Origin of the sequence: Prevotella lacticifex, from assembly GCF_019973375.1 — a bacterium.
Taxonomy (GTDB): domain Bacteria; phylum Bacteroidota; class Bacteroidia; order Bacteroidales; family Bacteroidaceae; genus Prevotella; species Prevotella lacticifex.
Genome location: NZ_BPTV01000001.1, coordinates 2,037,278 through 2,063,220, shown reverse-complemented (window position 1 = coordinate 2,063,220; position 25,943 = coordinate 2,037,278). Strand labels below are relative to the sequence as shown.

Below are 25,943 nucleotides of genomic sequence, written 5' to 3'. Positions count from 1 at the left end.
CGTTATATATAATAATGTAGTGTTTTTGCTTGTCAGCTTGCTGCGGCTAAAGCGGAATATCGGCCTCTGAGGAGTTGTTCCTGCCGGAGTGGCTCTTCCCCGTATGATGGCGTGTGGATGTCGGCTCTGGTTCATTGCCCTCTCCCTCGACGGCACTCTCATCATTGTTCATATCCTCATCGTTGAGATCTTCGTCAGCCTTGTTGGCCTCCGATGACCGGTCGACGTATATGGTGTCGAGCTTGCGCTTGGGCTTTGACCAGTAGCTCTGACACTCGTAGAGGCTCTTGTCGATGTCGTCGTCGGGCTGCCATTTGGCGTGGTACTTCATGAACCGCTTGTCTTTCCATACGGCCTTGATGAAGTTTCCGACGATAGGCAGTGCTGCTCGGCCTCCCTGTCCCATCTTTCCGTAGCGGAAGTGGATGCATCGGTATTCGCCGCCGACCCACGCTCCGCACACGAGATTCGGACTTACACCGATGTACCAGGCGTCGGAGTGGTTGTTCGATGTTCCGGTCTTTCCGCCCCAGTCGGTGTCCTTGGTGATGTAGCTGTTCAGAGGCTGCGATGTGCCGCCGGGTTCTACGAGTCCGGCCTTGAGCATCTGCTGCATGAGGAACGCCGTGCGGTGGCTGACAGCCTGTGTGTCGTCGTCATCGGCCTCATAGAGGACGTTGCCCTGGTCGTCGACAACCTTCGTGACGAGTATCGGATCATGGTGACGGCCGTCGTTGGCAATGGTGGTATAGGCTCCGGCAAGCTCCAAGAGATTGACATCGCTGGAGCCGAGGGCCAGTGCGGGCTTGTCCTTGAGCGGACTCTTGATGCCCATCTTCTGTGCCATCTTTATGATGTTCGACGTCCCTACTTCCTGCCCCAACCGTGCCGCTATGGAGTTGATACTCTGTGCGAAAGCACTGCGCAGGGGTATGGAGTCGCCGGTGAAGTAGCCGTTGGCATTCGTCGGTGCCCACGTCTTCATCTCGTGGGTCTCGTCGTCCTCGACCTGCATGCTGAAGTATTCGTCGCGGCGCTTGTCGCAGGGCGCAAGTCCCTGGTCGATGGCCTCAGTGTAGACGAAGAGCTTAAAGGTGGAACCGGGCTGTCGCTCAGCGGTCACCTTGTCGTAGTTCCAGGTGTCGTAGTCAATGTCGCCGACCCATGCTTTCACGGCACCGGTCTGGGGCTCTATGGCCACAAAGGCACTGTGCATGAACCGGACCATATATCGTATGGAGTCCATCGACGACATGTCGGCCGTGATATGACCTTTCTCGTAGTCGAAGAGGCGCACCTTATGCTTCTTGTTCATGTAGTAGTTGACGCTGTCGGGCTGATTGGGGTATTTGGCCTGCAGCGCTTTATAAACCGGGAGCCGTTGGGCTATGCCCTCGATGAAGTTAGGGATGACCTGTCCTTTCTCGTCGCGCCATGGGTCCTCATGATACCAGTTTCCCTCGAAAGCGCGCTGGACGACGCGCATCTGCTTTGTCACGGCCTGCTCGGCATACTTCTGCAGACGTGTGTCGATGGTGGTGTAGATGCGCAGTCCGCTGCTGTAGAGGTCGTAGCCGTCGAGTTCCGGCTGCTGCTTGAGGAACTTCGCCACGGCATCGCGGAAGTACTTTGCGCGTCCCGAATCGTCGTCCATCTGCTGTACGTCGAGCACGATGCGCTTCTTCATCAGTGAGTCGCAGGCCTCGGCTGTGAGGTCGTTGTGGTCGCGCATGTTGATAAGCACCTGGTTGCGCCGTTTCAGTGCGTTCTCAGGGCGGGTGATGGGGTTATAGTAGCTTGTGGCCTTGAGCATGCCCACAAGGAGGGCGCACTGGTCGGGAGTGAGCTTGTCGGGGGTGGTGTTGAAGTATGTCTTGGCGGCAGTTTTGATGCCAAAGGCATTGTTGCCGAAGTCGACGGTGTTGGCATACATCGTCAGGATGGCGTCCTTGCTGTATATGAGCTCGAGCTTGATGGCGATGATCCACTCCTTGCTCTTGTCGACAATAAGGCGCAGACCGGGTATGTGGCCGAAGAATCCCTGTGAGTTTCCGCGGCGGACTTGGAAGAGGTTCTTGGCCAACTGCTGTGTGATGGTCGACGCTCCACGGGCTCCGTTGTGGGTGACGGCATCCTTGACGGCACCGCCGATGCCCTCGAAGTCGATGCCGTGGTGCTCGTAGAAACGCTCATCCTCGGTGTCGATAAGTGCGCGCCAGAACGACGGCGAAATCTCATTGTAGCGGACGGGAATGCGGTTCTCCTTGAGATAACGGCCGAGGAGAACGCTGTCGGCACTGTAAACCTCGCTGCCGGCGTTCTTCGGTGGAGTCATAATCTCGTAGAAACCCGGCGACTTGCCGAAGAGCCAGAGGAAGTTGATGTCGACCATTCCAAGGTAAAGGAACAGGGCAACAATTGCTGACATTATTCCGACAGCGGTCTTTGTGTACCATTTATGTCCCTTGTAGAGACTGGCGTACCAAGGAAAGAATCCCTTGATTCCCCGCCAGAGGACTTTGAGTATGTTGATAATTTTCTTTAGCATCAATATTATGGTGTGGGTGTTATAACTATGCAAAGATAGTTATTTCGTTGGAATCTGTACTGAGGCAGTGATATAATTTAAGATTTCTTCAATGTTTTCGGGCGAAAACCATTTCATATCGCTGTCACGCTTGTACCATGTGAGCTGTTTGCGTGCATAGCGTCGGGTGTTGCTCTGGATGTGAAGGATTGTTTCGTCGAGGGTTGTGAGGCCGTCGAGATATTCGAACATCTCCTTGTAGCCGACGGTGTTCAGGGCGTTGGCGCCACGAAAGGGCAGTACGCTGAGAGCCTCGTCGACGAGGCCGTTGTCGATCATCCTTACTACGCGGTCGTTGATACGTTGGTAGAGCTCCTCGCGTGGTCGTGTGAGGCCAATCTTGATGATTCGGAATGGCCGCGGTTTTGCTTTGTTGGTGCGGAAGGAGGTGTAGGTGCGCCCGGTCTGATGACATATCTCCAGAGCGTGGACGACGCGGCGAGGATTGTTGCGGTCGACGATGGCCCAGTGTTCAGGGTCCAGTCGGCGCAGTTCGTCGACGAGAGCGGGAAGCCCTTCTGTAGCAAGGCGTTCCTTCATTGTGCGGCGGATGTCGTCACGGATGGTTGGAATGTCGTCGATGCCCTTGCACACGGCATCGATGTACATCATGCTGCCACCGGAGAGGAGGGCCACATCGGAGTCGGCGAAGAGGCGGTCGAGGAGACGGAGGACATCCTGCTCGTAGTTTGAGGCGCTGTAATAGTCGGAAACGCTCAGTGTACCCACAAAGTAGTGCTTGGCCTGAGCCTGCTCCTCAGCTGTCGGAGCCGCGGTGCCGATGGGAATCTCGCGGTATATCTGCCGCGAATCGGCGTTGATGATGGGTATACGAAAAGTGTTGGCAACACGGAGACAGAGCTCCGTCTTGCCAACACCTGTAGGACCTGTTATTACGATGAGGGATTTCACGCTTATTTGATGATGCCCCTCTTCGATGACTGCACGAAGTCGATGATGTACTGAATCTCCTTCGTGACTTGCAACTCGCTCTTTATGCGGTTGATATTCTCCTCACGTGTGCCGTCGCTGTAGAGGATTCGGTAGGCGTTATGGATGAGATCGATGAGATCGTTGGAGAATCCATGACGGCGCAAACCGATGATATTGATTCCTGCATAGCGGATTGGCTCCTTACCGGCGATAATGTATGGGGGAACGTCCATGGAGAAACGGCTGCCGCCTTGTATCATCACGTAGCTGCCAACGCGGCAGAACTGATGGCACAAAACCTCGGCTGAGACAACGGCATTGTCGTCGACGGTCACTTCACCGCCGAACTTTGTCGAGTTGCCGATGATGAGATTGGAACCGAAAACGCAGTCGTGGGCGATGTGCATATTCTCCATAAGGAGGTTGTTGCTGCCTACCTTAGTGGTGCCTTTCGAGGCTGTGCCGCGCGAAATGGTGACATTCTCACGGACGGAATTGTTGTCGCCGACCTCGCATATCGTGTCCTCGCCCTTGAACTTGAGGTCCTGGGGCTTCGTCGAGATGCTTGATCCGGGGAAGAATTCATTGCTGTTGCCGATGCGGGCTCCATAGTTTATCGTGACGCTGTTCTGCATGACATTGTTGTCGCCGATGACGGTGTTGCGGTCGATGAAGCAGAACGGGCCGATAATATTGTTGTCGCCTAATTTCGCTTCGGGGTGTACATAAGCTAAAGGACTTATCTGATTCATAGTCGTAATTATTGTTCTGTTGTGTGTGAACGATGAGTGAAATGTAGTAAAATGCTCAGTGGCAGTTACTTATTCTTGATAATCTGTGCGGTGAACGAAGCCTCTGAGACTACAGTGTCGCCCACAAAGATGTATCCTTTCATCGTGCTGATGCCGTGACGCACGGGCTGGAGGAGCTCGACGCGAAAGAGAAGGGTGTCGCCGGGAACTACTTTCTTTCGGAATTTCACGTCGTCAATCTTCAGGAAATAAGTTGACCAGCGCTCGGGTTCCTCGAGTTGTGAGAGGACGAGGAGGCCGCCGCACTGTGCCATGGCCTCAATCTGAAGTACTCCCGGCATCACCGGCTCCTGTGGGAAATGACCCTGGAAGAACGGCTCATTGGCTGTTACGTTCTTCACTCCGACAATGCTCGTAGGCCCAACTGCCGTCACTTTATCGATGAGCTGCATGGGATAGCGGTGCGGAAGGAGCTCGCGGATGCGGTTGTTGTCCATCACCGGCTCGTCGTTGGGGTTGTAGATAGGCGCCTGAATCTCATGTTTGCGAATCTCCTTGCGCATGAGCCGTGCGAACTTGTTATTCACGGTATGGCCCGGACGGGTAGCGATGATGCGGCCTTTGATTGGCTTTCCGATGAGCGCCATGTCGCCGATGATGTCGAGAAGCTTGTGACGGGTGCACTCGTTGTCCCACATCAGCGGCTTGTGCTGGATGTAGCCAATCTGTGTGGCGTCGATATGTGGAACGTGGAGGAGGTCGGCAAGCTGGTCGAGTTTCTCCTGTGGAACCTCACGCTCGTAGATGACGATGGCGTTGTCGAGGTCGCCGCCTTTGATGAGGTTGGCCTGAAGGAGTGGCATAATGTCGCGCACGAAGACGAATGTGCGGGCAGGAGCGATTTCGTCGGCGAACTTGTTGACGTCGTCGAGGGTCGCAAACTGACTGCTGATGAACTTCGACTGGAATGAGCACATGGCCGTAATAGAGAACTGATCGTCGGGAAGAATTGTTATAACCGACTCACCATCAGTGATTTCTATCTTGTGACGGATGATGTAGTAGTCCTTAGGAGCGTTCTGCTCTACTATTCCTACTTTCTTTATCTGCTCAACATATTTCTCGGCAGAACCGTCAAGAATCGGGAACTCAGGGCCATTGACTTGGACGAGACAGTTGTCGATGCCCATGGCGTAGAGTGCTGCCATGCCGTGCTCGATGGTTCCGACGCGCACATCGCCCTTGGCAATGACTGTACCGCGCTGGGTGTCAACGACGTACTCGGCAAGGGCATCGATTGTCGGCTGTCCTTCGAGGTCAATACGCTGTATCTTAAGTCCGGTGTTCTCAGGTGCCGGATTGAATGTTACTGTCAAACTCAAACCTGTGTGAAGGCCTTTCCCGAATAGCGAGAAACTGCCTTTCAGTGTCTTTTGTTTGGTTGCTTCCATTTCTTTTGTTTCAATATTATTGTTGTTGCGGCGTTGGCGTAATTTTGATGATAAACCCTCAGCCGCTTGAAATATTTTCTTTCAGAATCTATTCGTCTCTTCTCCGGATTTTATTCGACTCCTCCCAAGATTCTAATAGTCTCTTTATTAGGCTCTTACAGTTTCTTGGTTAGAGTCTGACAGCTTCCTTTCCAGAGTCAGATGATTCCTCTTTCAGAATTTATTTGCCTTTCTTCAGCTCCTCGACTTCTTTCTGTAAGTCGTTTATTTGCTTGTAAAGTTCGGGCAGACGGCGGAAGATAGCCTGCGACTTGAAGTAAGGACGCGACTCCATTGGCGGTGTGCCGATGAGGGTCTGGTTGCTCTTCAGACTTCCGGGGACACCACTTTGTGCACCGAGGAATACCTTGTCGCCGATGGTGATGTGGCCTGCAATTCCCACTTGACCGCCGAACATACACCACTGTCCCACCTTTGTTGAACCAGCGATGCCCACTTGCGCGCTCATGACGGTGTTCGAACCGATGTCGGTGTTGTGGGCTATCTGAACGAGATTATCGAGTTTTACGCCCTTGCGAACGTAAGTACTGCCCATCGTCGAACGGTCTATGCAAGTGTTGGCTCCTATCTCCACGTCGTCCTCAATGGTCACAATGCCAATCTGCGGAATCTTGTCGTATTGGCCGGTCTGTTCGTTAGGAGCAAAGCCAAAGCCGTCGGCACCGATTACGCTGCCGCTGTGGATGGTCACGTTGTTGCCCAAACGGCACTCGTGATAGATGCTTACGTTGGGGTAGATGATGCATCCCGTGCCGAGAACGACATTGTCCATGATCGTGGCATGGGGGTAAATCTGGCATCCGTCGCCAATAACTGCACCGTCGCCGATATAGGCGAAAGCCCCGATATAAACGTCTTTGCCAACCTTTGCCTTAGGGGAGATGAAGGCCAACGAGTCAATGCCTTGTTTCTTAGGCTTCATGCTCTCGTAGAGTTGCAGAAGTTTAGCCACGCAGTCGCGGGCGTTCTTCACGCGAATGAGTGTTGCCGTTGCCGGTTTCTCAAGTTCGATACTCTCGTCGACGAGAACGATTGTCGACTCTGTATTGTAAAGATAATGAGTGTATTTGGGATTGGCAAGGAATGAGATAGCACCCGGTTTGCCATCTTCTATTTTTGCAAACGTATTGACGGTAGCGTTCTCGTCACCTTCAACACGACCCTGAATGAACTGGGCTATCTGCTTTGCGGAAAACTCCATAATATTAGTTTCTGTTTAAATATTTGTTGCAAAGATACCAAATTTTTGTCACAAACGTTGATAACAAAGGTAATATTTGCGAATTTTTTTGGATAGTAGATCAACATTGAGCAGTTCGGAGGCCTCTGCGATGTCTTTTATAGTGCCATCCTTGTACAATATGGATATGTGATCATCGTTGATGTCGTACATGTCTTTCTGTATCGTGTTGACACTCAAAAGGTAGTCAGAATCGGCCTCGTCGATGCCCACTTTCTCGGCGATAGTCCTCCGGATATCGGCTATCTCGTCGTCGCTGACGGGCTCGTCGCGCACTTCCACGCGGAATATGCGGCGGTTTATCATGTCGGAGGCAAGCAAAGCGAGAATCTTATCTTTCGATGTTGCCCACACTTTCAGTGCCGACCAGATGTCGTTATCGTCGAGTTGGCTGTACATGTCGAGGGTTTCCTCGTGGCTTGCGAACCATTTGTCGTCGATGTGATTGTAGAGGAAGTAACGCAGTGCCGATGTTCCGAAGATGTCCCACCCCTGCTTTGCCAAGAACTCTGCGCGCCGGAGGGCGTTGATGAGCGTCTTTTCGTATGCCACGACTGTCTTGTGAAGATACACCGACCAGTACATCAGCCTCCTTGAGGTGAGGTAATTCTCGATGGAATAAATGGCTTTCGACTCTACGACGAGTGAGTCGTCGACAACGTTTAGCATCTTTATTATGCGTGCCGAGCCAATGTTTCCCTCGGTGACACCGGTGAAAAAGCTGTCGCGACGGAGGTAATCGAGCCTGTCAACATCGAGCTGACTGGAAATGAGCTGGTGGAGAAACTTCTTAGGATATTGGTCCTTGAAGATTTTTATTGCCAAATTCAGCTCCCCCTTCATGTCGTCGTTGATGCGCTGCATCATCATTACCGAGATTTCCTCATGGCTGATGCCGTGAATGAGTGTGCCCTCAAGGACATGGGAGAAAGGCGCATGCCCGATGTCGTGCATGAGGATTGCGGCCTCGACGGCCTCCGCCTCGCTGTCGAAAATGAACACTCCTTTCTGTTCGAGCGACAGAACAGCCTCACTCATAAGGTGGAAAGCACCAATGGAGTGGAGAAATCTCGTGTGCTGGGCACCCGGATATACAACATTGGCCATGCCCAACTGCTTGATGCGGGTGAGCCGTTGCATGAGCGGATGCTGTACGATGTTCAGCAGAAGACCGCGCGGAATCTTTATGAAACCGAACACCGGATCGTTGATTATCTTACTGTCGTTCAATATCTTATAGTCCTTTCGTTGTTGAATAATCCATTCCGAATGATGGCATTTCATTTCTTAAAAACGCCACCATTCCTTTTCCCTCTTGCTGCCGTTACGTTTCCCGATGATGTCATTTTCTTCGCCGTTGAAACCGGTTTTTACAGGAGAATGATGTCATCGGGAACGCTTCTGCCACTGCTTAGGAATCAGATTTTTGCCAGTTCGGCCTCCATCTGCTGTTGCAGTTCCTTGGCCTTGCTCGCCGCAACCTCGGCAAAGTCCTCACCGTTGGATGCGTAAATGATTCCACGAGAGGAGTTTACGAGCAGACCGCAGTCCTTGATGATTCCATAGCGGCATACTTCCTGCAGACTACCGCCTTGTGCTCCAACGCCCGGAACGAGGAGGAAGTGGTTGGGAGCCACCCGGCGGATGTCCTCAAACATCTTTCCCTGTGTTGCCCCAACGACATACATCATGTTGTCGGCGTCGGCCCAGTTCTGGCTTTTGCGTATAACCTTTTCGAAGAGCCGTTCGCCCGATTTGTCCTCAGTGAGCTGGAAATCGTGGCTTCCCTTATTGCTCGTCAGTGCAAGCAGAATGACCCATTTTCCCTCGTAGCCGAGGAAAGGTGTCACACTGTCCTCGCCCATATACGGAGCCACCGTCAGAGCGTCGATATCGTACTCCTCGAAGAACGTGCGGGCGTACATTGCCGAAGTATTGCCGATGTCGCCCCGTTTTGCGTCGGCAATGATAAAGTGGTTGGGATAGTTCTTCTTTAAGTACTCCACAGTCTGCTCGAAAGCAGCGATGCCCTTCACCCCGAGACTCTCGTAGAATGCGAGGTTGGGCTTGTAGGCCACGCAGTAGGGTGCAGTGGCATCGATAATGGCTTTGTTGAATGTGAGGACAGGGTTGTCGCCATTAAGGAGATGCTGTGGTATCTTCCTGATATCAGTGTCGAGTCCTACACAGAGGAACGATTTTTTTGTGAAGATTTGGTTTACGAGTTCTTTGCGGTTCATGACATTCGTGAGCTCCGTCTCACCTTCGATATGTAGCAATCGCGGGTGGAACGAATAAAATAACGGTTGTTTTTGACTATGTTTATTAACTCTATAGGGTAGTGAAAAGTGCGGAGGCCACATCCATGACGGTTGTCGCGAAGTGCAAAATCATATCGCGGTGCCCCCATCTTTCACCTTTACAGTTCCGATTCCTTGAGTTTCTCAGCGTTTTCGGCCACTGTCAGTGCGTCGATCATGTCCTGTATGTCGCCGCCGAGGAACCCCTGCAAGTCGTGGGTCGTATATCCGATACGGTGGTCGGTGACTCTTCCCTGCGGGAAGTTGTATGTCCGAATCTTTGCGCTGCGGTCGCCGGTAGAGACGAGCGAGCGTCTGCGGTTGGAAATGTCGTCGACATATTTCTGATGCTCGTGGTCATATATATAGGTATAGAGACGGCTCAGAGCACGCTCCTTGTTCTTAGGCTGGTCACGGGTTTCGGTACATTCGATAAGGATTTCCTCCACCTCACCGGTCTCCGGATTCTTCCAAGGGTAACGCAGGCGGACACCGGAGCTCACCTTGTTGACGTTCTGGCCTCCGGCACCTGACGAGCGGAAGGTATCCCACTTGATGTCACCCTCATTGATATGCACCTCAAACTTCTCAGCCTCAGGCAGTACGGCTACCGTCGCTGCCGACGTGTGCATACGTCCCTGGGTCTCGGTGGCCGGAACGCGCTGTACGCGGTGTACCCCCGACTCATACTTCAGGGTGCCGTAGACGTTGTCGCCCTCCACGGCGAAGTCTATCTCCTTGTATCCTCCCACGGTACCGGGGTTGGCATCGGTCACCGACAGTTTCCAGCCCTTCTTCTCGCAGTACCTCTTATACATATTAAAAAGGTCGCCTGCGAAGAGCGCAGCCTCGTCGCCACCGGTTCCGGCGCGTATCTCCATCTGCACGTTCTTGGCGTCCTCGGGGTCCTTAGGCACTAAGGCTATCTTTATTTCCTCCTCGAGTTTGGGTTGCAATTCCTCGTTTTCGGAGAGTTCCTCGCGCGCCAGCTCCTTCATGTCGGGGTCTTTTTCGTTGGCGAGCACGTCCTTAGCCTCCTTGATAGCGTCAAGACAAGCGACGTATTTCTTCTTCGCCTTCATGATGTCCTCAAGGTCCTTATACTCCTTCGTGAGCTTGACGTAGCGTTGCTGGTCGGCGATTACTGCCGGGTCGGTGATGAGCGTGCCCACCTCCTCGAACCTTGCCTCAAGTCCATCGAGTTTCTCTAAAATGTTGTTTGCCATATTGTTATGCCCTTGTCGTGAGCTCGCCGACGGTCGTCGGATGCCGTAATGAGCTCACGCAAAGGTTGTTATATTGTATTAATCAATTAATATTCGAATACACCGTACTCACTCTTGATAGTGAGACTGCGCTTGCCCTCCTCGATATGTCCTACCACCTGAGCATCGATATTGAAATGCTTGCTGATGGCAATGACCTTTTCGGCAACCTCCGGCCGCACGTATATCTCCATTCTGTGGCCCATATTGAACACCTGGTACATCTCTTTCCAGTCGGTACCGCTCTCGTCGTGGATGAGCTTGAACAGTGGAGGAACGGGGAACATGTTGTCCTTTACCACATGGCAGTTGTCGCCTACGAAGTGCAGAACCTTTGTCTGGGCTCCGCCGGTGCAGTGAACCATTCCGTGGATTTCGGGTCTGAGCTCGTCAAGCAGCATCTTTATCACCGGAGCGTAGGTGCGGGTGGGCGAGAGGACAAGCTCTCCGGCGTTGACGGGTACACCCTCAATCTTGTCGGTGAGATGCTTGTCGCCGCTGTAGACCAGCTCGTCGGGCACCTTATGGTCGTAGCTCTCAGGGAATTTCTCAGCCAGATATTTGGCGAAGACATCGTGCCTTGCGCTTGTCAAGCCGTTCGAGCCCATACCGCCGTTATAGCGGTGCTCGTACGTTGCCTGTCCTGTCGACGACAGTCCTACGATGACATCGCCGGGCCTGATATTGGCGTTGTTGATGACATTGGAGCGCTTCATGCGGCATGTAACGGTCGAATCGACGATTATTGTGCGGACAAGGTCGCCGACGTCAGCCGTCTCACCTCCTGTAGGCCAGATGCCTATACCCATCTCGCGCAGCTCAGCGAGCAGCTCGTCGGTGCCGTTGATGATGGCTGAGATGACCTCACCGGGAATGAGCATCTTGTTCCGGCCGATGGTGGAGCTGACAAGGATATTGTCGACGGCTCCCACGCAGAGCAGGTCGTCGGTGTTCATCACCACGGCATCCTGCGCAATGCCCTTCCAAACGCTCAGGTCGCCGGTTTCTTTCCAGTACATGTACGCAAGGCTCGACTTCGTTCCGGCTCCGTCGGCATGCATGATGTTGCAGTAGTCGGGGTCGCCGCCGAGGATATCGGGGATGATTTTGCAAAAAGCCATAGGGAAAATTCCCTTGTCGATGTTTTTTATTGCGTTGTGGACGTCTTCCTTAGCAGCGCTGACGCCGCGCATCATATATCTGTTGTTCATAAGCCTTTCTCTCGCTTCCTCCATGGTTGGGGGATTTGATGTTTTCTCTGTTAAACGATTGGTCTGTATTTCTTTTCTGTTGTTGTAGTCTTATTCCTGCTCCTTTCCGTTCCAGAAGTCCCAGCTGGCGAAGGCCTGCAGGAGCAGCATTTCGAGGCCGTTCTTCACGGTTGCTCCGTGTTCAGCCCCTTTCTGCATAAACAATGTCCTGTCGGGATTGTATATGAGGTCGTAGAGGAGAGTATGGTTGTCCATGGCCTCATAGGGCAGGAGCGGGCACTCCTCCACTTTCGGGTACATTCCCACCGGCGTGCAGTTGACGATGACGTTATAGTCCTTTATCACCTCCGGTGTGATATCCTCATACTGTATTGTCCCCGGCCGTTTGTAGCGGCTTACGAAAACCGTTTCCAGTCCGAGCGATTTCAGTCCGTAGTTGATGGCTTTCGATGCTCCCCCCGTACCGAGGATGAGTGCTTTCCGGTGGAATCTCTCCAACAGCGGCTCTATGCTCTTGGTGAACCCGATGACATCGGAGTTGTAGCCCCTGAGAATGAGCTTGTTGCCTTTATGTGTGACACGTATGACATTGACGGCTCCGATGGCGCGTGCCTCCGGACTGATGTAGTCGAGATAGCTTATCACCTTCTCCTTGTAGGGAATGGTGACGTTCAGCCCCCTCAGTTCAGGGTTCACGTCGAGAATTTCCACGAGTCCCTCGATATTCGGAATCTCGAAGTTTATGTATTCAGCGTCGATGTTCTCATTCTCGAATTTCTCGTTGAAGAAGTTCTTCGAGAACGAATGTCCCAGGGGGAAGCCTATCAGTCCGTATTTGTCCATTGTGTCGATATATTATAAATAATGTGTGATTATCGAATGTATTCCGTCCTGCCCGTGTCCTTTCCGTTTACTTCTCGGCAAAGAACATGGTGCAGATTCCGAATGTCAGCCGTTTGAATCCGGCCTTGGCGAATCCGGCCTTCAGCAGGATGTCGGTCATCTGCTCGCCCTGCGGAAAGGCCTCGATGGTCTTCGTGAGATACTCGTAGGCACTCCTGTCGCGCGATACTATCTTGCCGTAGGTGGGCAGAACGAGGTGGGAGTAGACCTTGAAGAGCTGTTTCATCGGGAATGTGACGGGTGTAGACAGTTCCACGATGCTCAGATGTCCGCCCTTTTTCATCACCCTGCACATCTCGGCCAGCCCCTTGTCGAGGTCCTGGAAGTTGCGGATGCCGAAAGCGGAGATTACCGCGTCGAAGGTGTTGTCGGCGAACGACATTGCCGTACAGTCCTCTTTTCTGAAGTCGACGGTGCCGCTGAGACCCTCTTCGTCGGCTTTCTTCCGTCCCACGTTCATCATTCCCTCCGATATATCGACGGCCGTTATGCTCTCTGGATGTAGCATCTTGGCTGCGAGAATGGCAAAGTCGCCCGTGCCGGTGGCTATGTCGAGTATCTTACCGTGAGGGTAGGGCATGAGCTGGCTGATGGCTTTCCGCCTCCATCCCTTGTCGATGTCGAACGACATGAGGTGGTTAAGCCGGTCGTAGGTAGGTGCGATGTTGTTGAACATCTCCTCGACGAGCTTAACCTTCTCACCTTTTTTCCCGTAGGGATTGATTTTTTCCTGTTTATACACTACTTTCTGCTTGCGAGATAGTTCTTGACGTTCTTCTCGATTCGTGCGGCGATATCACCCTCCTCGACAGCTTTGTCGAACTTCTCACCAGTGATATGCTCGTAGAGCTCGATATATCTGTCGCTGACGCTCTGGGCATATTCTTCGGTAATCTCCGGCATCTTCTGTCCTGGCTGGTTCATGAATCCCTGCTCGATGAGCCACTGTCTGACGAACTCCTTTGAGAGCTGGCGCTGCGGCTCACCCTTCTTGAACTTCTCCTCATAACCGTCGGCATAGAAGTAACGGCTTGAGTCGGGAGTGTGGATTTCGTCGATGAGATACAGCTTGCCGTCGCGCTTGCCGAACTCATATTTTGTATCGACGAGAATAAGGCCGCGCTTTGCAGCTATTTCCTGACCGCGTGCGAAGAGCTTGCGGGTCCAGTCCTCGATGACGGCGTAGTCCTCAGCACTGACGATGCCCTGCTTGATAATCTCCTCGCGTGAGATATTCATGTCGTGGCCCTCGTCGGCCTTTGTCGTCGGGGTGATAATTGGCTCTGGGAAGCGCTCGTTCTCGCGCATGCCGTCGGGCAGTTTCACTCCGCAGAGCTCTCGTGCACCCTCCTTATAAGCGCGCCAAGCGCTGCCGGTGAGGATGGAACGGATAATCATCTCCACGCGGAAACCCTCGCATTTCAGTCCGACGGTAACCATTGGATCGGGAGTGGCGAGTTTCCAGTTGGGGCAGATGTCGCTCGTCGAGTCGAGGAATTTGGCAGCAATCTGATTCAGCACCTGACCCTTGTATGGGATACCTACGGGCAGGACTACGTCGAATGCGGAAATCCTGTCGGTAGCTACCATGACGATGAGGTCGTCGTCGATGTCGTAGACGTCACGAACTTTGCCGTGGTAAACACTCTTCTGTCCGTCGAAATGGAAATCAGTCTTTGTTAATGCTTTCATTTTGCAATGCCCCTTTCCTGTCCGCTGCTCACTTGTCTTTGCTGAGTGTGGGCAGGTTGTTGAGGACTTAATTAAAATACGTTACTTATAATGTTGAATAATCTCTTCTCGTTTTTTGTCATCCTTTCTCTTCGGCCGCCTTAGCTTGCCGTACCCGTTCCCTCTCCTTGTCGTAGGCCTCGTAGGCGTTGACGATGCGCGTGACGAGCTTGTGCCTTACAATGTCCTTGTTGGTGAGGTTCACGATGCTAATGCCCTCGGTGCCCTTGAGCACCCTCAGGGCCTCCTTCAGACCGCTGGTCTGTGAGTGTGGCAGGTCTATCTGCGTCATGTCGCCGGTGATAATCATCTTCGTGTTCCATCCCATTCGCGTGAGGAACATCCTTATCTGGGCCGGGGTGGTGTTCTGTGCCTCGTCGAGGATGACGACGGCGTCGCTGAGCGTGCGGCCGCGCATAAAGGCCAATGGTGCTATCTGTATCACCTGCTTGTCCATGAGGTCCTGGAGCTTCACCGCCGGAAGCATGTCCTCGAGGGCATCGTAGAGCGGCTGTAGGTACGGGTCTATCTTGTCCTTCATGTCACCGGGGAGGAACCCGAGCTTCTCGCCGGCTTCTACGGCGGGGCGGCTGAGGATGATCTTCTTTGCCGTCTTCTCCTTCAGGGCCCTTACGGCGAGGGCAATGCCGAGGTATGTCTTTCCCGTTCCTGCCGGCCCCACGGCGAATATCATGTCGTCCTTCTCGAAGGCGTCGATGAGTTTCTGCTGATTCTCCGACCGGCTCTTTATGGGGCGTCCGGAGATTGAATAGACGATGACACCCTTGACGGCGTCCTCCTTGGTCTTCTTCCCCTTGACTATATCGAGGATGTCCTCCTCGGTTATGGTGTTATACTTGACGACATGCTTGCGCATCGTCTCAATGTCCTCCTCGGCCTTGGCCATTTCTTCCTCGTCGCCAAGGATGCGGATGACATTATCGCGCGCGACAATCCTCAGTTTCGGAAACAACGACTTCAGCATCTGCAGATGTCCGTTCCCGACACCGTAAAAAACAACAGGATCTATATCCTCAAGTACGATATGCTTTTCTATCAAATTCTTGTCTTTATGTTATATGTTGCAAAGGTACTGCAAATGAGTGGAATGGCAAAACAAAAACGCGAATTTTTGCTTTGTGCCTCACTGATGCCGCCTCCCTTGCATGGTGGTAACGCTGATGAAAGTAACCGTAGAGCCCGAAATCACTTTCTTTCTGACAATCTGAGGCCACTTGGCTGTAGATACCAGCACTCTTGCCCGGTACGTTAATACGGTAACTGCCACCGCATCCACACGGATTGCACCGCGGACTCCTCCGTTATTTAAGCCCTGTCCCCTCGGCATGACCTTTCGTTGCAGTTTAATGAAAGGGACATAAGCGTGAAAAAAGTAGGAGCAGTATGGCAGCCGAGCCGAAATCGGAACTACAATTTATTCCTGCTGCTTGGCCCTTGTGCTCCAGGAGTGTTCCTCCCAATCACTGACGGAACAAAAAAAGTTATAACGATGAAAAATCCTTACTGCTATTCTATATGTATCGTTTTGCGTTCCGAAACGGTCCGTTTGGGCTTGCGAAACGGTCCGTTTGGCGCTTCAAAACGGTCCGTTTTGCAATGTCAAACGATAGGTTTTGCTAAGCGGTTAATATTCAATGTGTTACAAACTTGATTTCGTGATCGTTTTGGTCTGAATTATTTTTACATTTATTCCTTCGGTTTCGGGGGCCACAACCAACTATCATACAATCATATTCCTCGTTATCCACATGCAAATAAAACCTCTTGTCGGGCACTTGCTGGTGCGGATATTCTATCGTCGTAATCTATTCAGGTTCAATACTTATCGACCAGGTGCGGATAGCTCTATGGCGAAGGCTGTCGGCTGTATGGCCGTAGTGCATGGCTGATGATTAACGACAATGGACATCGCAATTGAGGCTGTTCGGTGTGAGGGCTAAACCTGTAGGAGCGTATTGCGGAATCTTAAAATGGAGGGCGATATGGAGCAGAAGCGGAGGGCCAATAGGCCTATGCTTTTCTTCTGATGTCACGGCAGGCTTCTTTCGGGGGGTGGACAAAAAATCTTTCAAATAAAGAAAGTTTTGCGTTGGATAAATAAAAACTAATCTGTACCTTTGCACTTGCAATGAAGAAGAAAAAGAAGAAAATGTCGAAACGGAAGTATGTGCTTTCGTTTTTTATCATAGTAGCAGTACTTGCTTTGGTCAGGATAATTTTTCCGTCGGTAGCCGGCGATAGATTCAGCGACCAGAAAGTTGGGAAGGAGGCTGGCGCTAAGGATAACGGTGCTGATGTCGACTCGCTCGGCAATAACAAGCGTGCGCAGGCAAATATCGTAGCGGAGAAGGGCGTAGACTTCTTCAACGCCGACGGTTCCGAGGCTGAGCACCCGCTGAAGGGCGTGTGGAGCTATAAGGACTGTGCTCCCGACTCCAATGCGTCGCATCTCGTTGCTGCCAAGCAGTTTGGCGTTGTGCCGGTGCAGAATATTGCCGATGCCGAGAAACGCAAGCACGAACTGGTGTATATCGGCGCAAATCCCTACTATAAGGTTCGCAAGCTGCAGGCAAGCATTCCCTACCTCGTGCCGCGGGCGGCAGCCCTGCTTCAGGATATCAGCCGTAACTTTCTCGACAGTCTGGCTGTAAAGCACATACCCCTGCAAAAGCTTGTTGTCACGAGTGTGCTGCGGAGTAAGGAGGACGTAGTGAAATTGGGAAAACACAACAAGAACGTATCGCCAAACAGCTGTCACGTCTATGGCACCACCTTCGACATCAGTTATACCCACTTCGAGCCATTAGAGGCCAAGGTCGACGACGACAGGTATAAGAAAACGCTCAGTGAGGTGCTCAGGGACATGCGCGACCAGAACCGCTGCTACGTGAAGTATGAGCTCCATCAGGCCTGTTATCATGTGACTGTAAGATAGATACAGAAAAGATTTCCCCCGCCTTGACCCCTACACTGGGTACCTTCATTATATCACAAAAATCGCTAAAGTCTTATAAACAAAGACTTTAGCGATTTCTCTTTTCCGATTTGCTCCATATTTGCTCCATTTCAATTAGATAAGAGCAGATTTATTACCGTTTGGCACTGGTCGATTCCGTTTATTTCCATTCGTTTTGGTTTGAGTTTGTAATTTCCAGATTGTTTCGTTGCAAAGTTGGGAGGAAGTTGCTATCTTTGTACGCAAAACGGATTAATATGGAAATTGCTCATATCTCACAAGAATATATACAAGCTGTAAAAGACATCAAGAGTGCCATACTCAAGAGTCGCTATGCAGCCGCCAAGCAGGCCAACAAAGAGCTGTTGAAACTCTACTACTCAGTTGGCGGATATGTCTCAGCGCACAGCCGTGACGGATATTGGGGCAGCAACGCCATTGAGACCATCGCTAAAGGACTGCAACAGGAGTTGCCGGGGCTGAGAGGATTCTCTGCCCGCAACATTAAAAACATGCGCATGTTTTACGAGCAGTGGAGCCCGTACATAAATCGTCAGATGCTGCCTGACGATTTAATAAGCAGCTATACCTCAACGAATTATGAAATTCGGCAGATGCGATCTGCCGAATTTCCCATAGACGACTTCATGGCTGTTGGCTTTTCACTGCACATGGAGATTCTTACGAAGGTGAAGACATTAGAGGAGAGACTGTTTTATATTCACAGGAGTGCTAATGATTTTTGGAACTATACTACATTAAAGCGCCAACTGAAATCCAACCTCTACCACAAGCAAGGCTCCATCCGGCAAACAAACTTCAACCATACTATCAGCGACGATGATTTTAAGCGGAAGGCTTTACAGTCTTTCAAGGATGAATACCTGCTCGACTTCATCAACATTGAGGACCCTGAGGATGTTGACGAGCGGGTGATTGAGCAGAGTATCATTCAGAATATCAAGAACTTCATCATGGCATTCGGCAAGGATTTCGCTTTCATGGGCAACCAGTACCATCTTGAAGTTGAAGGCCATGACTATTACATAGACTTGCTTTTCTTCTCCCGCAAACTGCGGAGTCTTGTGGCCTTTGAATTGAAGCGTGGCGAGTTCAAGCCCGAATACACTGGTAAGTTGAACTTCTACCTCTCTGCTCTTGACGAGTATATCAAACTCCCCAACGAAAATCCGTCTATCGGCATCATCCTCTGCAAATCCAAGAGCGACAAGATCGTGGAGCTGTCTTTCCGTGACACCTCCAAGCCGATGGGCGTGGCCACCTATCGCACATCGAGCGAGCTGCCCAAAGAGCTGCGTGATGCACTGCCTGACATGGAGGATTTGAAAAAATTATTATAGTGATTAAGCGGACAACGAAAGACATTTGCCGTTCGCTCACCACAACCTTGCGATGGTCGGTGGTGCCGACAAGCTATGCAGTTATTTGGCTGACGGCAAACAGACCGTTCGTGTTGAAGTCATAGCAAGCAAACATCCTCTTCTCCTCTCGGTTCTGGTCTCCTGAACAAGATCTACAGCAATCTCTTCTATGGAACTGATTACGACACGACTGGTTTCGAGGACTTCCATCGAAACGTATAGATCTGTCCGTCACGCTGTTTGTGCTGGGGTGGTATCCGAAGTATATCTATTTGAAGAAGATATAAATGCCCTTATGCATCACCGTAGAGTTGTCTGACTATATCGAGGAAAGCGACATAGAGTACTGGATATATGGCCATTCTCACTATAACAAGAACTTGATGTTTTACCTTATCATCTCTTACGCAATTTTGTGCAGACAAGTTACCATTTGCTTAAGGTCCATCCCATGGATTTGCCCTTACTTTGCACCGCAAGATTCAAACTGTGAATAAGCCTTATGTTATCGTCAAGTCCGTAATCTTGGATTCTATTTTAACCATTGTCTGAGCCAAGGTTGATGTTGTTCCTACCATGAGGAAGAAGATCTATGATATATAGTAAAGTCGTTTCATAATAGACGCTAGTATATTATAGGTTGTTTATATAATCCCAAAGCAATTTTATATCATTACTATTTAGATATTGTTCTTGGGTGAGGACTCCATTTCCATGATACTTGTATTGTAGAAAGAACGTATTTGATTCTGGCAACTTTGATTGAAATCCATGTTGTAAAACGTCCTCTTTGCTTTTTATTCCCTTGATTCTATACAAATCACCTTTGTCAATTATATTCTTAACAGGCTCCATGTCATATCCCATCCAACTATATTTGTCGATAAGTCCCCAATATACACGGCTACCCATATTTGGATTGATTATCAGTTTTGGGCATATCTCTTCAATACTATTTTGGGTAATTCTCAAGAGTTCTGCTTTCAATTCCAATGGGACATTTTTATCATTCATGAAACCATCCTGCTTTGTCATTCTCAATGGAAACAAATCAATATAGGCTACAGGTAAACCTAAGCCTATAACCATATTCTTTTTTGTCTGCCAATAATCACTTCCATTAGCATCAACTGTCTCCCAAAATGAGCAATCAGCAGGTTCTTCATGATGTTCCTTATCAAAAGATGGATTGATTCCAGAAATGAGGATTCCATTACAAGATTCATTTGCTTTATTATTGCAACACCATATACCACGCTGAAGAATTGATTTCAATGTGGCATTAGCTTCTGTTGATGGCATATTTAGCCATTTCTCAATAACACTTTGGTATTGAGGACGTGGATTGATTATCATATTGTTGTCCATTGTTTTGCTCATGGTTATATCTTTTGCCGCAAAGATAATGTTTTTGTGTGTATCGACAAAGAAAATGGAGACAAAATCCTGTTCAAATGTGGAATTTTAACACGTGACCTTGATGCCTTGCGTGACAAGCTTGTGGAAGAGCAAGTCGGCGAGATTGCCATGGAGAGCACTAGCGTGTACTGGTGTCCTATCTGATGTGTGCTTGAGAGTTTGAGTTATAAAGCTCGAAGAGGAAATACAATACGAAAAAAAAGTCTTCCGAGGCCTTAATAAGTCTTGGAAGGCTTCTTGTGCTCGAAAAGATAGTATAGAATTGAATTTCGTATAGGAGGCGGCAAGCCGCCTAATGCTTTTTGGCGTGTCATGAACGGCACCGGCAGGTTCCGGTGCCGTCCACGGCTTTCCGTCGGTTTTAATAGGCAAAGAGAGGATAATTCTTCATTGTGGCATTGACCTTCTCCTTTACCTTCTTTATTACCTGGTCGTTCTCCGGGTCGGCGAGCACCTCGTCGATGAGGTCGGCGATGAGGTGCATCATATCCTCCTTGGCACCGCGTGTGGTCATGGCTGCTGTGCCGAGACGGATTCCTGATGTCTGGAATGCTGAGCGCTCATCGTATGGCACCTTGTTCTTGTTGACCGTAATATCGGCAGCGACGAGTGCGTTCTCTGCAACTTTTCCGGTGAGGTCGGGATACTTCTGACGCAGGTCGAGAAGCATGGAGTGGTTGTCGGTGCCACCGCTGACGATGCTGAAACCGCGGTCGATGAGGTCCTGGGCCAGTACGGCAGCATTCTTCTTCACCTGTGCGGCATACTCCTTCCAGCTCGGCTCGAGGTTCTCGCCGAAGCCCACTGCCTTAGCTGCGATGACGTGCTCGAGAGGGCCGCCCTGGTTGCCGGGGAATACTGCTGAGTTGAGCAGTGTCGACATCTTCTTCACAACACCCTTCTTCGTTGTCTTGCCCCATGGATTGTCGAAGTCCTTACCGAGGAGGATGACACCGCCGCGGGGACCGCGGAGAGTCTTGTGAGTAGTGGTTGTGACGATATGAGCGTACTTCACCGGGTTCTTCAGCAGTCCGGCAGCGATAAGTCCGGCAGGGTGAGCCATATCGATCATAAGCAGAGCGCCTACCTCGTCGGCAATCTTGCGCATGCGCTCGTAGTCCCACTCACGGCTGTAGGCCGAGCCACCTCCGATGATGAGCTTTGGCTTGTTCTCCAAAGCTAAGCGCTCCATCTCGTCGTAGTCGACGCGGCCTGTTTCGCGGTTAAGCGTGTAGCCGATGTGATGGTAGAGCATGCCCGACGTGTTGACGTCGCTGCCGTGTGAGAGGTGTCCGCCCTGGTCGAGGTCGAGACCCATGAATGTGTCGCCGGGTTTCAGCACACAGAGCAGAACGGCCTGGTTAGCCTGTGCACCGGAGTGGGGCTGAACGTTGGCATACTCGGCGCCGAAGAGCTTCTTAACTCTCTCGATAGCAAGTGTTTCCACCTTGTCGACGACCTGGCAGCCACCGTAGTAGCGCTTGCCGGGGTAACCCTCGGCGTACTTGTTCGTGAGGTATGAGCCCATGGCCTGCATTACCTCGTCACTAACGAAATTCTCTGAGGCGATGAGCTCCATGCCGCGCAGCTGGCGCTGGTGCTCTTCCTCAATAAGGTTGAAAATCTCTGGATCTTTTCTCATCTCTCAAAAATGGCCTCCCCGCGACTCCTCTCGGTGAGAGTGGAAACAGGGACAATGCCGTATTAAATGTTAATAATATGTTTCTTCAGTCTCAAATAAGCTCTACTTCGTCAATCTTCTGTTCCTTGTCGCAGTAGTGGCACTTTACGATGCCCTGCTCCTTGTCGATGACATTGAAGATCGTCTCCATAGGCTCGTTGTTGGTGATGCACTTGGGGTTGTTGCATTTGATGATGCCACGAAGCTCGTCGGGGGTCTCAACGCGTTTTTTCTCCACCACCTCGTAGTTGCGGATGGTGTTGAGGACGATGTTCGGGGCAACGACGCTCAGACGGTTTATCTCGTCGTCGGTGAAGAACTTGTCGCTGATCTTGATGATACCCTTGCGGTCCATGAGCCCGGACTTGAAGTTGTAGCCGATGGTTACTGGTGTGTCCATGTCCTGAAGGTGGAGCAGATTGACGACCTGGAAGGTCTTCTCCGTCGGTATGTGGTCGATGACAGTGCCGTTCTCGATGGCGCTGACTAATAATTCTTTCTTTGACATAGTGATTATTCTATTATGGTCTTGTCGTTAAGGACATCGTCGAGTGTTATCCCGAGGCAGTAGCAGAAAATGGCCTCACGGGCGTAGAGTCCGTTTTTGGCCTGCTGTATGTAGTAGGCGTGAGGATTATCGTCGACCTCGTAAGCTATCTCGTTGACGCGTGGCAGAGGGTGGAGAACCTTCATGTTGGGCTTGGCGTCGGCAAGCATATCATTGGTGAGGCGGTAGACGTTTTTCACACGCTCGTATTCCATGAGGTCGGAGAAACGCTCCTTCTGTACGCGCGTCATATATAGGATGTCGGCATCGGCAATCTCCTTGCTGTTGAATGCCGTGTGCTCTACATACTTGATATTGTGGCTCTTGCAGTAGAGTTTGTATTCGGTCGGCATGGCGAGCTCCTTGGGGGCTATGAAGTGGAAAGTGGGGTTGAAGTGGCGCATGGCCATAATCAGCGAGTGGACGGTGCGTCCGTACTTCAGGTCGCCGACAAGGTATATGTTAAGGTTGTTGAGAGTGCCCTGGGTCTGGTGAATAGTGTAGAGGTCGAGCAAGCACTGTGACGGATGTTGATGGGCTCCGTCGCCTGCATTGATGATTGGTATCGGCGCAACCTCGGATGCATACTGTGCCGCACCCTCGATATAATGGCGCATGGCAATGACGTCAGCGTAGTTGCTGACCATGAGGATGGTGTCCTTGAGGGTCTCGCCTTTTGATACACTCGACACCTTGGCGTCGGTAAACCCAATGACACGGGCGCCTAAGCGGTTGGCGGCAGTCTCAAAACTCAAACGTGTGCGGGTGGAGGGCTCATAGAACAGAGTTGCCACCACCTTGCCTTTAAGCAACTCTCTGTTTGGGTGTTTCTCGAACTCCTGAGCCATTCGGATGAGATAAAGAAGGGTGTCCTCCGATAGGTTCTGGATGTTCACAAAGTCTTGTTTACTCATTGGAAACTTTGGATATATAGTTTTTTCGACTGCTAAATTACAAAAACTTTTCAAGATAAGCGTCTCTATCTTTTCATACAGCTTGTGTTTTAGTATCAATTAACAGTCAAGACGGCGCCGACAAAAAAGACTGAGTAGTTACGGACGGAAATTTGGATTCGCTTTCGTTTTGCAGTACCTTTGCATCGTAAACGAAACGATAAGCCTGGTGCTGAAATCGTCTACGAAACGGAGGCCGACGCGCACCGGACAACGACTCCTAAATTAAAAATGGGGAGGACCGCATCTACGGATGGAGAATTCCCGACTGCGGTGCGGCATCCTGCTCTATATTCTCATGCTTTATCTTCCGGCCGAAGTCGAAGCTGTAGCTCAGTTTGAGATAGACCTGAGGGCCGAAACGGTCGGAGTAAGCCTGCTTGTCGTAGGCATAGCTGTTGAAGTCGAAGAATTCGTAGTAGGGTTTACTCTTAGTGAAGATATTTCTCACGCCAAGTTCCGATTTCCATCCGTTGTCCGACCACCCCGCTGCCATACCATAGGAAGGACAGGTCCTTACGAACTCCGGACTGCTGAAGAGATATTTCTGCGTCGGACGGAAGAAGGCATAGGCGTTGAACTTTCCGCGATAGTACATCATGTCGAGATTGTAGCTTACGATGTTGTTATGCGCCGCATAATCGCCCGTCAGCGACTGGTGGTGGTAGCCCGCCCCACCTTTCAGTTGCAGGCTACGGTCGAAGAGGAACAGAGCCGCGTTGATGCCGGCATCCACGCCACGATAGTTGCCGTCGGTGATGTAGCTGTGGATGAGTGTCTGTCCGTGAGCCTGATAGTCGTTCTTCATGACGTTTATCAGCTGTGAGTAGCCAACGTAGCTCGAAAGCTGGAAATGACTCTCCGTGAGGCTGTGCGCAATGACGGCATCGACAATCCTCGTCGTTCCCAACGCAGGATTACCCTGAAGGACCTCATAGAAATTGACGCGTTGCTGCGCCGCCGTGAAGGTGTTCATTGTGGGATACGACGACCCCATTCTCGCGTCGAACATCAGCGTATTGTGACTCGACATCCTCCAGTTGACCGTCACGACGGGCCGCGGCCATACCTTTGTCTGCCGTTTACAGTCTTTGGCCTTATAGCTGCTCACGTCGAATCCGGCCTGCATGTTCAGCGACAAGCTGCTGCCAATCATTGTCTGATACGTAGGATAGAGCTGAAACTCATTGCTCTCTAGATTCTGCATCATCCCATTCTCGGCATAGAGATAGCGGTCCTTGCTCTTAGTGTAGGTTTCCCAGACGAAGAGTCCCAGACTGCTTGCGCTGTTGAGCTTTATCCGGTAGTTCAGCCGCGTATCAACGTTGTTGAGGTATTCTTTTGTGTGGCTCAAGATAGGGTCGGCAGCATCCGTCTCGGAGTATCTTCTGTGGTAGTTGTTGTCGCTGTAGTTGTAGACGACGCGCCAGTCGAGAGAGTACACGTCATTGAAGTTATGCCGCAGGAAGGCCGTTGCGGTGAATGTGGAGCTGCGCTGCTTAGAGAAGTCGTCAGCCGTGGAGTTGGGATAAACGGCTGGAGAGTACTCCGTGGCCGATAGCTGTTCCAATCGCGGCACTCGTGACAACGAGAGCGCTGCCTGTCCCACGACCGTTGTACGCTTGGTATTATATGTTGTTCTGAAGAGCGAGTTGTAGTTTCTGCTTTTGTTGACGCCCGACAGCGACGACGATGTCTTGGCGAAAGGATTGTCGAGGGCAATCTTCTCTGTCTGGTCATTGCCAAGACCGTCGTCTTTCTGCATGCCGATGCCTCCCAAAAGAACGAAATTGACTTTCTTCGTGTCGAGGCTCACCTGCGCATTGTATTTTCCCGAGCGGTCGATAAGTCGCGTGTCGGTAGCCACATCGACGTATCCTCCGGCCTCATAATGATACAGCACATAGTTGAGCACCTTCTGTTCGCCGGGAAAGCGGTCGACGGCATTGTCGTAATATTCCACCGATTTTATGTCCTTGGCCCTGAGCTGTCCTATCTCTGTCAGCGTCACCTTTCTGTTCTCTATATAGAACGCCACATCCGACTTGTCCGCCGAGGCTACGCTCCCCGTCATTGGGTTTACCTCCAGCTGCGGGATGCCTAGCTGGAAGAGCAGGTCTATACCGTCGTGGCTCGCCTTAGTCTGATTCTCGTCGGGCAGATACGTTGTCTTATTGCCATTGGTTATCACGCGGCTACCCTTCACCGTCACCTCCTTCAAGTTCACCGTCTTCTCGTCCCTCTCTAAAGGAATGCTTATCGTCGTCAGCGGCTGTGGCTGAAAAGTGCCGCCTGACGGCTTGTAGCCCTCCTTCGAGAAACGTATGACACACGGATTCGCCGACTTGTATTTTATCGAGTAGTTGCCGTAATTATCTGTTGTGGTCTTCAGCTCCAGACTATCACATTTCAGCGTTACCAACACACCTTCCAACGGCTGCTGCGGCGACTCAAAGATAGTGCCGTTGACCTCATAGGGCCCAGCCGACTGTCCAAGGCTTACTAACGAATATAATAATAGAACTACAGTTAGAAGATGCTTCATAGTCAA

General features: G+C 51.1%; 20 protein-coding genes. 2 read left to right on the top strand and 18 right to left on the bottom strand.

The window, feature by feature from the left end; translation table 11 throughout:
- Nucleotides 1-46: 46 nt before the first annotated feature.
- The 13 genes from LDN30_RS08160 to LDN30_RS08100 form a co-directional block, all read right to left on the bottom strand.
- A complete protein-coding gene (locus LDN30_RS08160; protein WP_223929205.1) occupies nucleotides 47-2,548 on the bottom strand; it encodes a transglycosylase domain-containing protein in 2,502 nt (833 codons plus the stop codon).
- Nucleotides 2,549-2,587: 39 nt separating this feature from the next.
- On the bottom strand, nucleotides 2,588-3,505 hold the full coding sequence (miaA, locus tag LDN30_RS08155) for a tRNA (adenosine(37)-N6)-dimethylallyltransferase MiaA (RefSeq protein WP_223929443.1): 918 nt from the start codon (nucleotides 3,503-3,505) through the stop codon (nucleotides 2,588-2,590).
- Entirely contained in the window at nucleotides 3,502-4,272 is a 771-nt protein-coding gene (gene lpxA, locus LDN30_RS08150; RefSeq protein ID WP_223929204.1) for an acyl-ACP--UDP-N-acetylglucosamine O-acyltransferase, read from the bottom strand. The genes miaA and lpxA overlap by 4 nt, the downstream gene beginning before the upstream one ends.
- A gap of 65 nt (nucleotides 4,273-4,337) precedes the next feature.
- Nucleotides 4,338-5,723 (bottom strand): bifunctional UDP-3-O-[3-hydroxymyristoyl] N-acetylglucosamine deacetylase/3-hydroxyacyl-ACP dehydratase, encoded by a 1,386-nt coding sequence (locus LDN30_RS08145; protein WP_223929203.1) that lies wholly within the window; start codon nucleotides 5,721-5,723, stop codon nucleotides 4,338-4,340.
- A gap of 220 nt (nucleotides 5,724-5,943) precedes the next feature.
- Entirely contained in the window at nucleotides 5,944-6,984 is a 1,041-nt protein-coding gene (lpxD, locus tag LDN30_RS08140; protein ID WP_223926200.1) for a UDP-3-O-(3-hydroxymyristoyl)glucosamine N-acyltransferase, read from the bottom strand.
- Nucleotides 6,985-7,032: 48 nt separating this feature from the next.
- The gene (locus LDN30_RS08135) at nucleotides 7,033-8,253 is read right to left on the bottom strand and encodes an HD domain-containing protein (protein WP_223929442.1); all 1,221 of its coding nucleotides are present in this window, start codon (nucleotides 8,251-8,253) and stop codon (nucleotides 7,033-7,035) included.
- Nucleotides 8,254-8,441: 188 nt separating this feature from the next.
- Nucleotides 8,442-9,263 carry an orotidine-5'-phosphate decarboxylase gene (gene pyrF, locus LDN30_RS08130; protein ID WP_223929441.1) on the bottom strand — a complete coding sequence of 274 codons (822 nt, stop codon included), beginning with the start codon at nucleotides 9,261-9,263 and terminating at the stop codon, nucleotides 8,442-8,444.
- Nucleotides 9,264-9,442: 179 nt separating this feature from the next.
- Nucleotides 9,443-10,549 carry a peptide chain release factor 1 gene (prfA, locus tag LDN30_RS08125; RefSeq protein ID WP_223926197.1) on the bottom strand — a complete coding sequence of 369 codons (1,107 nt, stop codon included), beginning with the start codon at nucleotides 10,547-10,549 and terminating at the stop codon, nucleotides 9,443-9,445.
- A gap of 86 nt (nucleotides 10,550-10,635) precedes the next feature.
- Nucleotides 10,636-11,799: an AIR synthase-related protein gene (locus tag LDN30_RS08120; protein WP_223929202.1), complete on the bottom strand. Its 1,164-nt coding sequence runs from the start codon at nucleotides 11,797-11,799 to the stop codon at nucleotides 10,636-10,638.
- A gap of 90 nt (nucleotides 11,800-11,889) precedes the next feature.
- A complete protein-coding gene (locus LDN30_RS08115) occupies nucleotides 11,890-12,642 on the bottom strand; it encodes a shikimate dehydrogenase family protein (RefSeq protein ID WP_223929201.1) in 753 nt (250 codons plus the stop codon).
- 67 nt (nucleotides 12,643-12,709) lie between these two features.
- Entirely contained in the window at nucleotides 12,710-13,444 is a 735-nt protein-coding gene (gene ubiE / locus LDN30_RS08110; protein ID WP_223929200.1) for a bifunctional demethylmenaquinone methyltransferase/2-methoxy-6-polyprenyl-1,4-benzoquinol methylase UbiE, read from the bottom strand.
- Nucleotides 13,444-14,394: a phosphoribosylaminoimidazolesuccinocarboxamide synthase gene (locus tag LDN30_RS08105; protein WP_223929199.1), complete on the bottom strand. Its 951-nt coding sequence runs from the start codon at nucleotides 14,392-14,394 to the stop codon at nucleotides 13,444-13,446. The genes ubiE and LDN30_RS08105 overlap by 1 nt, the downstream gene beginning before the upstream one ends.
- A gap of 118 nt (nucleotides 14,395-14,512) precedes the next feature.
- On the bottom strand, nucleotides 14,513-15,493 hold the full coding sequence (locus tag LDN30_RS08100; RefSeq protein WP_223929198.1) for a PhoH family protein: 981 nt from the start codon (nucleotides 15,491-15,493) through the stop codon (nucleotides 14,513-14,515).
- A 1,089-nt stretch (nucleotides 15,494-16,582) separates the two neighbouring features.
- Between LDN30_RS08100 and LDN30_RS08095 the strand changes: the two genes are divergently transcribed.
- On the top strand, nucleotides 16,583-17,389 hold the full coding sequence (locus LDN30_RS08095) for a DUF5715 family protein (protein ID WP_223929197.1): 807 nt from the start codon (nucleotides 16,583-16,585) through the stop codon (nucleotides 17,387-17,389).
- A 278-nt stretch (nucleotides 17,390-17,667) separates the two neighbouring features.
- Nucleotides 17,668-18,771 (top strand): PDDEXK nuclease domain-containing protein, encoded by a 1,104-nt coding sequence (locus tag LDN30_RS08090; RefSeq protein ID WP_223926184.1) that lies wholly within the window; start codon nucleotides 17,668-17,670, stop codon nucleotides 18,769-18,771.
- Between the two features lie 654 nt (nucleotides 18,772-19,425).
- Here LDN30_RS08090 and LDN30_RS08085 read toward each other — a convergent pair.
- The 5 genes from LDN30_RS08085 to LDN30_RS08065 form a co-directional block, all read right to left on the bottom strand.
- Nucleotides 19,426-20,160 carry a hypothetical protein gene (locus tag LDN30_RS08085; RefSeq protein WP_223929196.1) on the bottom strand — a complete coding sequence of 245 codons (735 nt, stop codon included), beginning with the start codon at nucleotides 20,158-20,160 and terminating at the stop codon, nucleotides 19,426-19,428.
- A gap of 412 nt (nucleotides 20,161-20,572) precedes the next feature.
- Nucleotides 20,573-21,853 carry a serine hydroxymethyltransferase gene (gene glyA, locus LDN30_RS08080; RefSeq protein ID WP_223926181.1) on the bottom strand — a complete coding sequence of 427 codons (1,281 nt, stop codon included), beginning with the start codon at nucleotides 21,851-21,853 and terminating at the stop codon, nucleotides 20,573-20,575.
- Between the two features lie 91 nt (nucleotides 21,854-21,944).
- Entirely contained in the window at nucleotides 21,945-22,400 is a 456-nt protein-coding gene (gene pyrI, locus LDN30_RS08075) for an aspartate carbamoyltransferase regulatory subunit (RefSeq protein ID WP_223926180.1), read from the bottom strand.
- A 5-nt stretch (nucleotides 22,401-22,405) separates the two neighbouring features.
- Nucleotides 22,406-23,353: an aspartate carbamoyltransferase gene (pyrB, locus tag LDN30_RS08070; RefSeq protein ID WP_223926179.1), complete on the bottom strand. Its 948-nt coding sequence runs from the start codon at nucleotides 23,351-23,353 to the stop codon at nucleotides 22,406-22,408.
- A 286-nt stretch (nucleotides 23,354-23,639) separates the two neighbouring features.
- On the bottom strand, nucleotides 23,640-25,937 hold the full coding sequence (locus tag LDN30_RS08065; RefSeq protein WP_223926178.1) for a TonB-dependent receptor: 2,298 nt from the start codon (nucleotides 25,935-25,937) through the stop codon (nucleotides 23,640-23,642).
- Nucleotides 25,938-25,943: the final 6 nt, after the last annotated feature.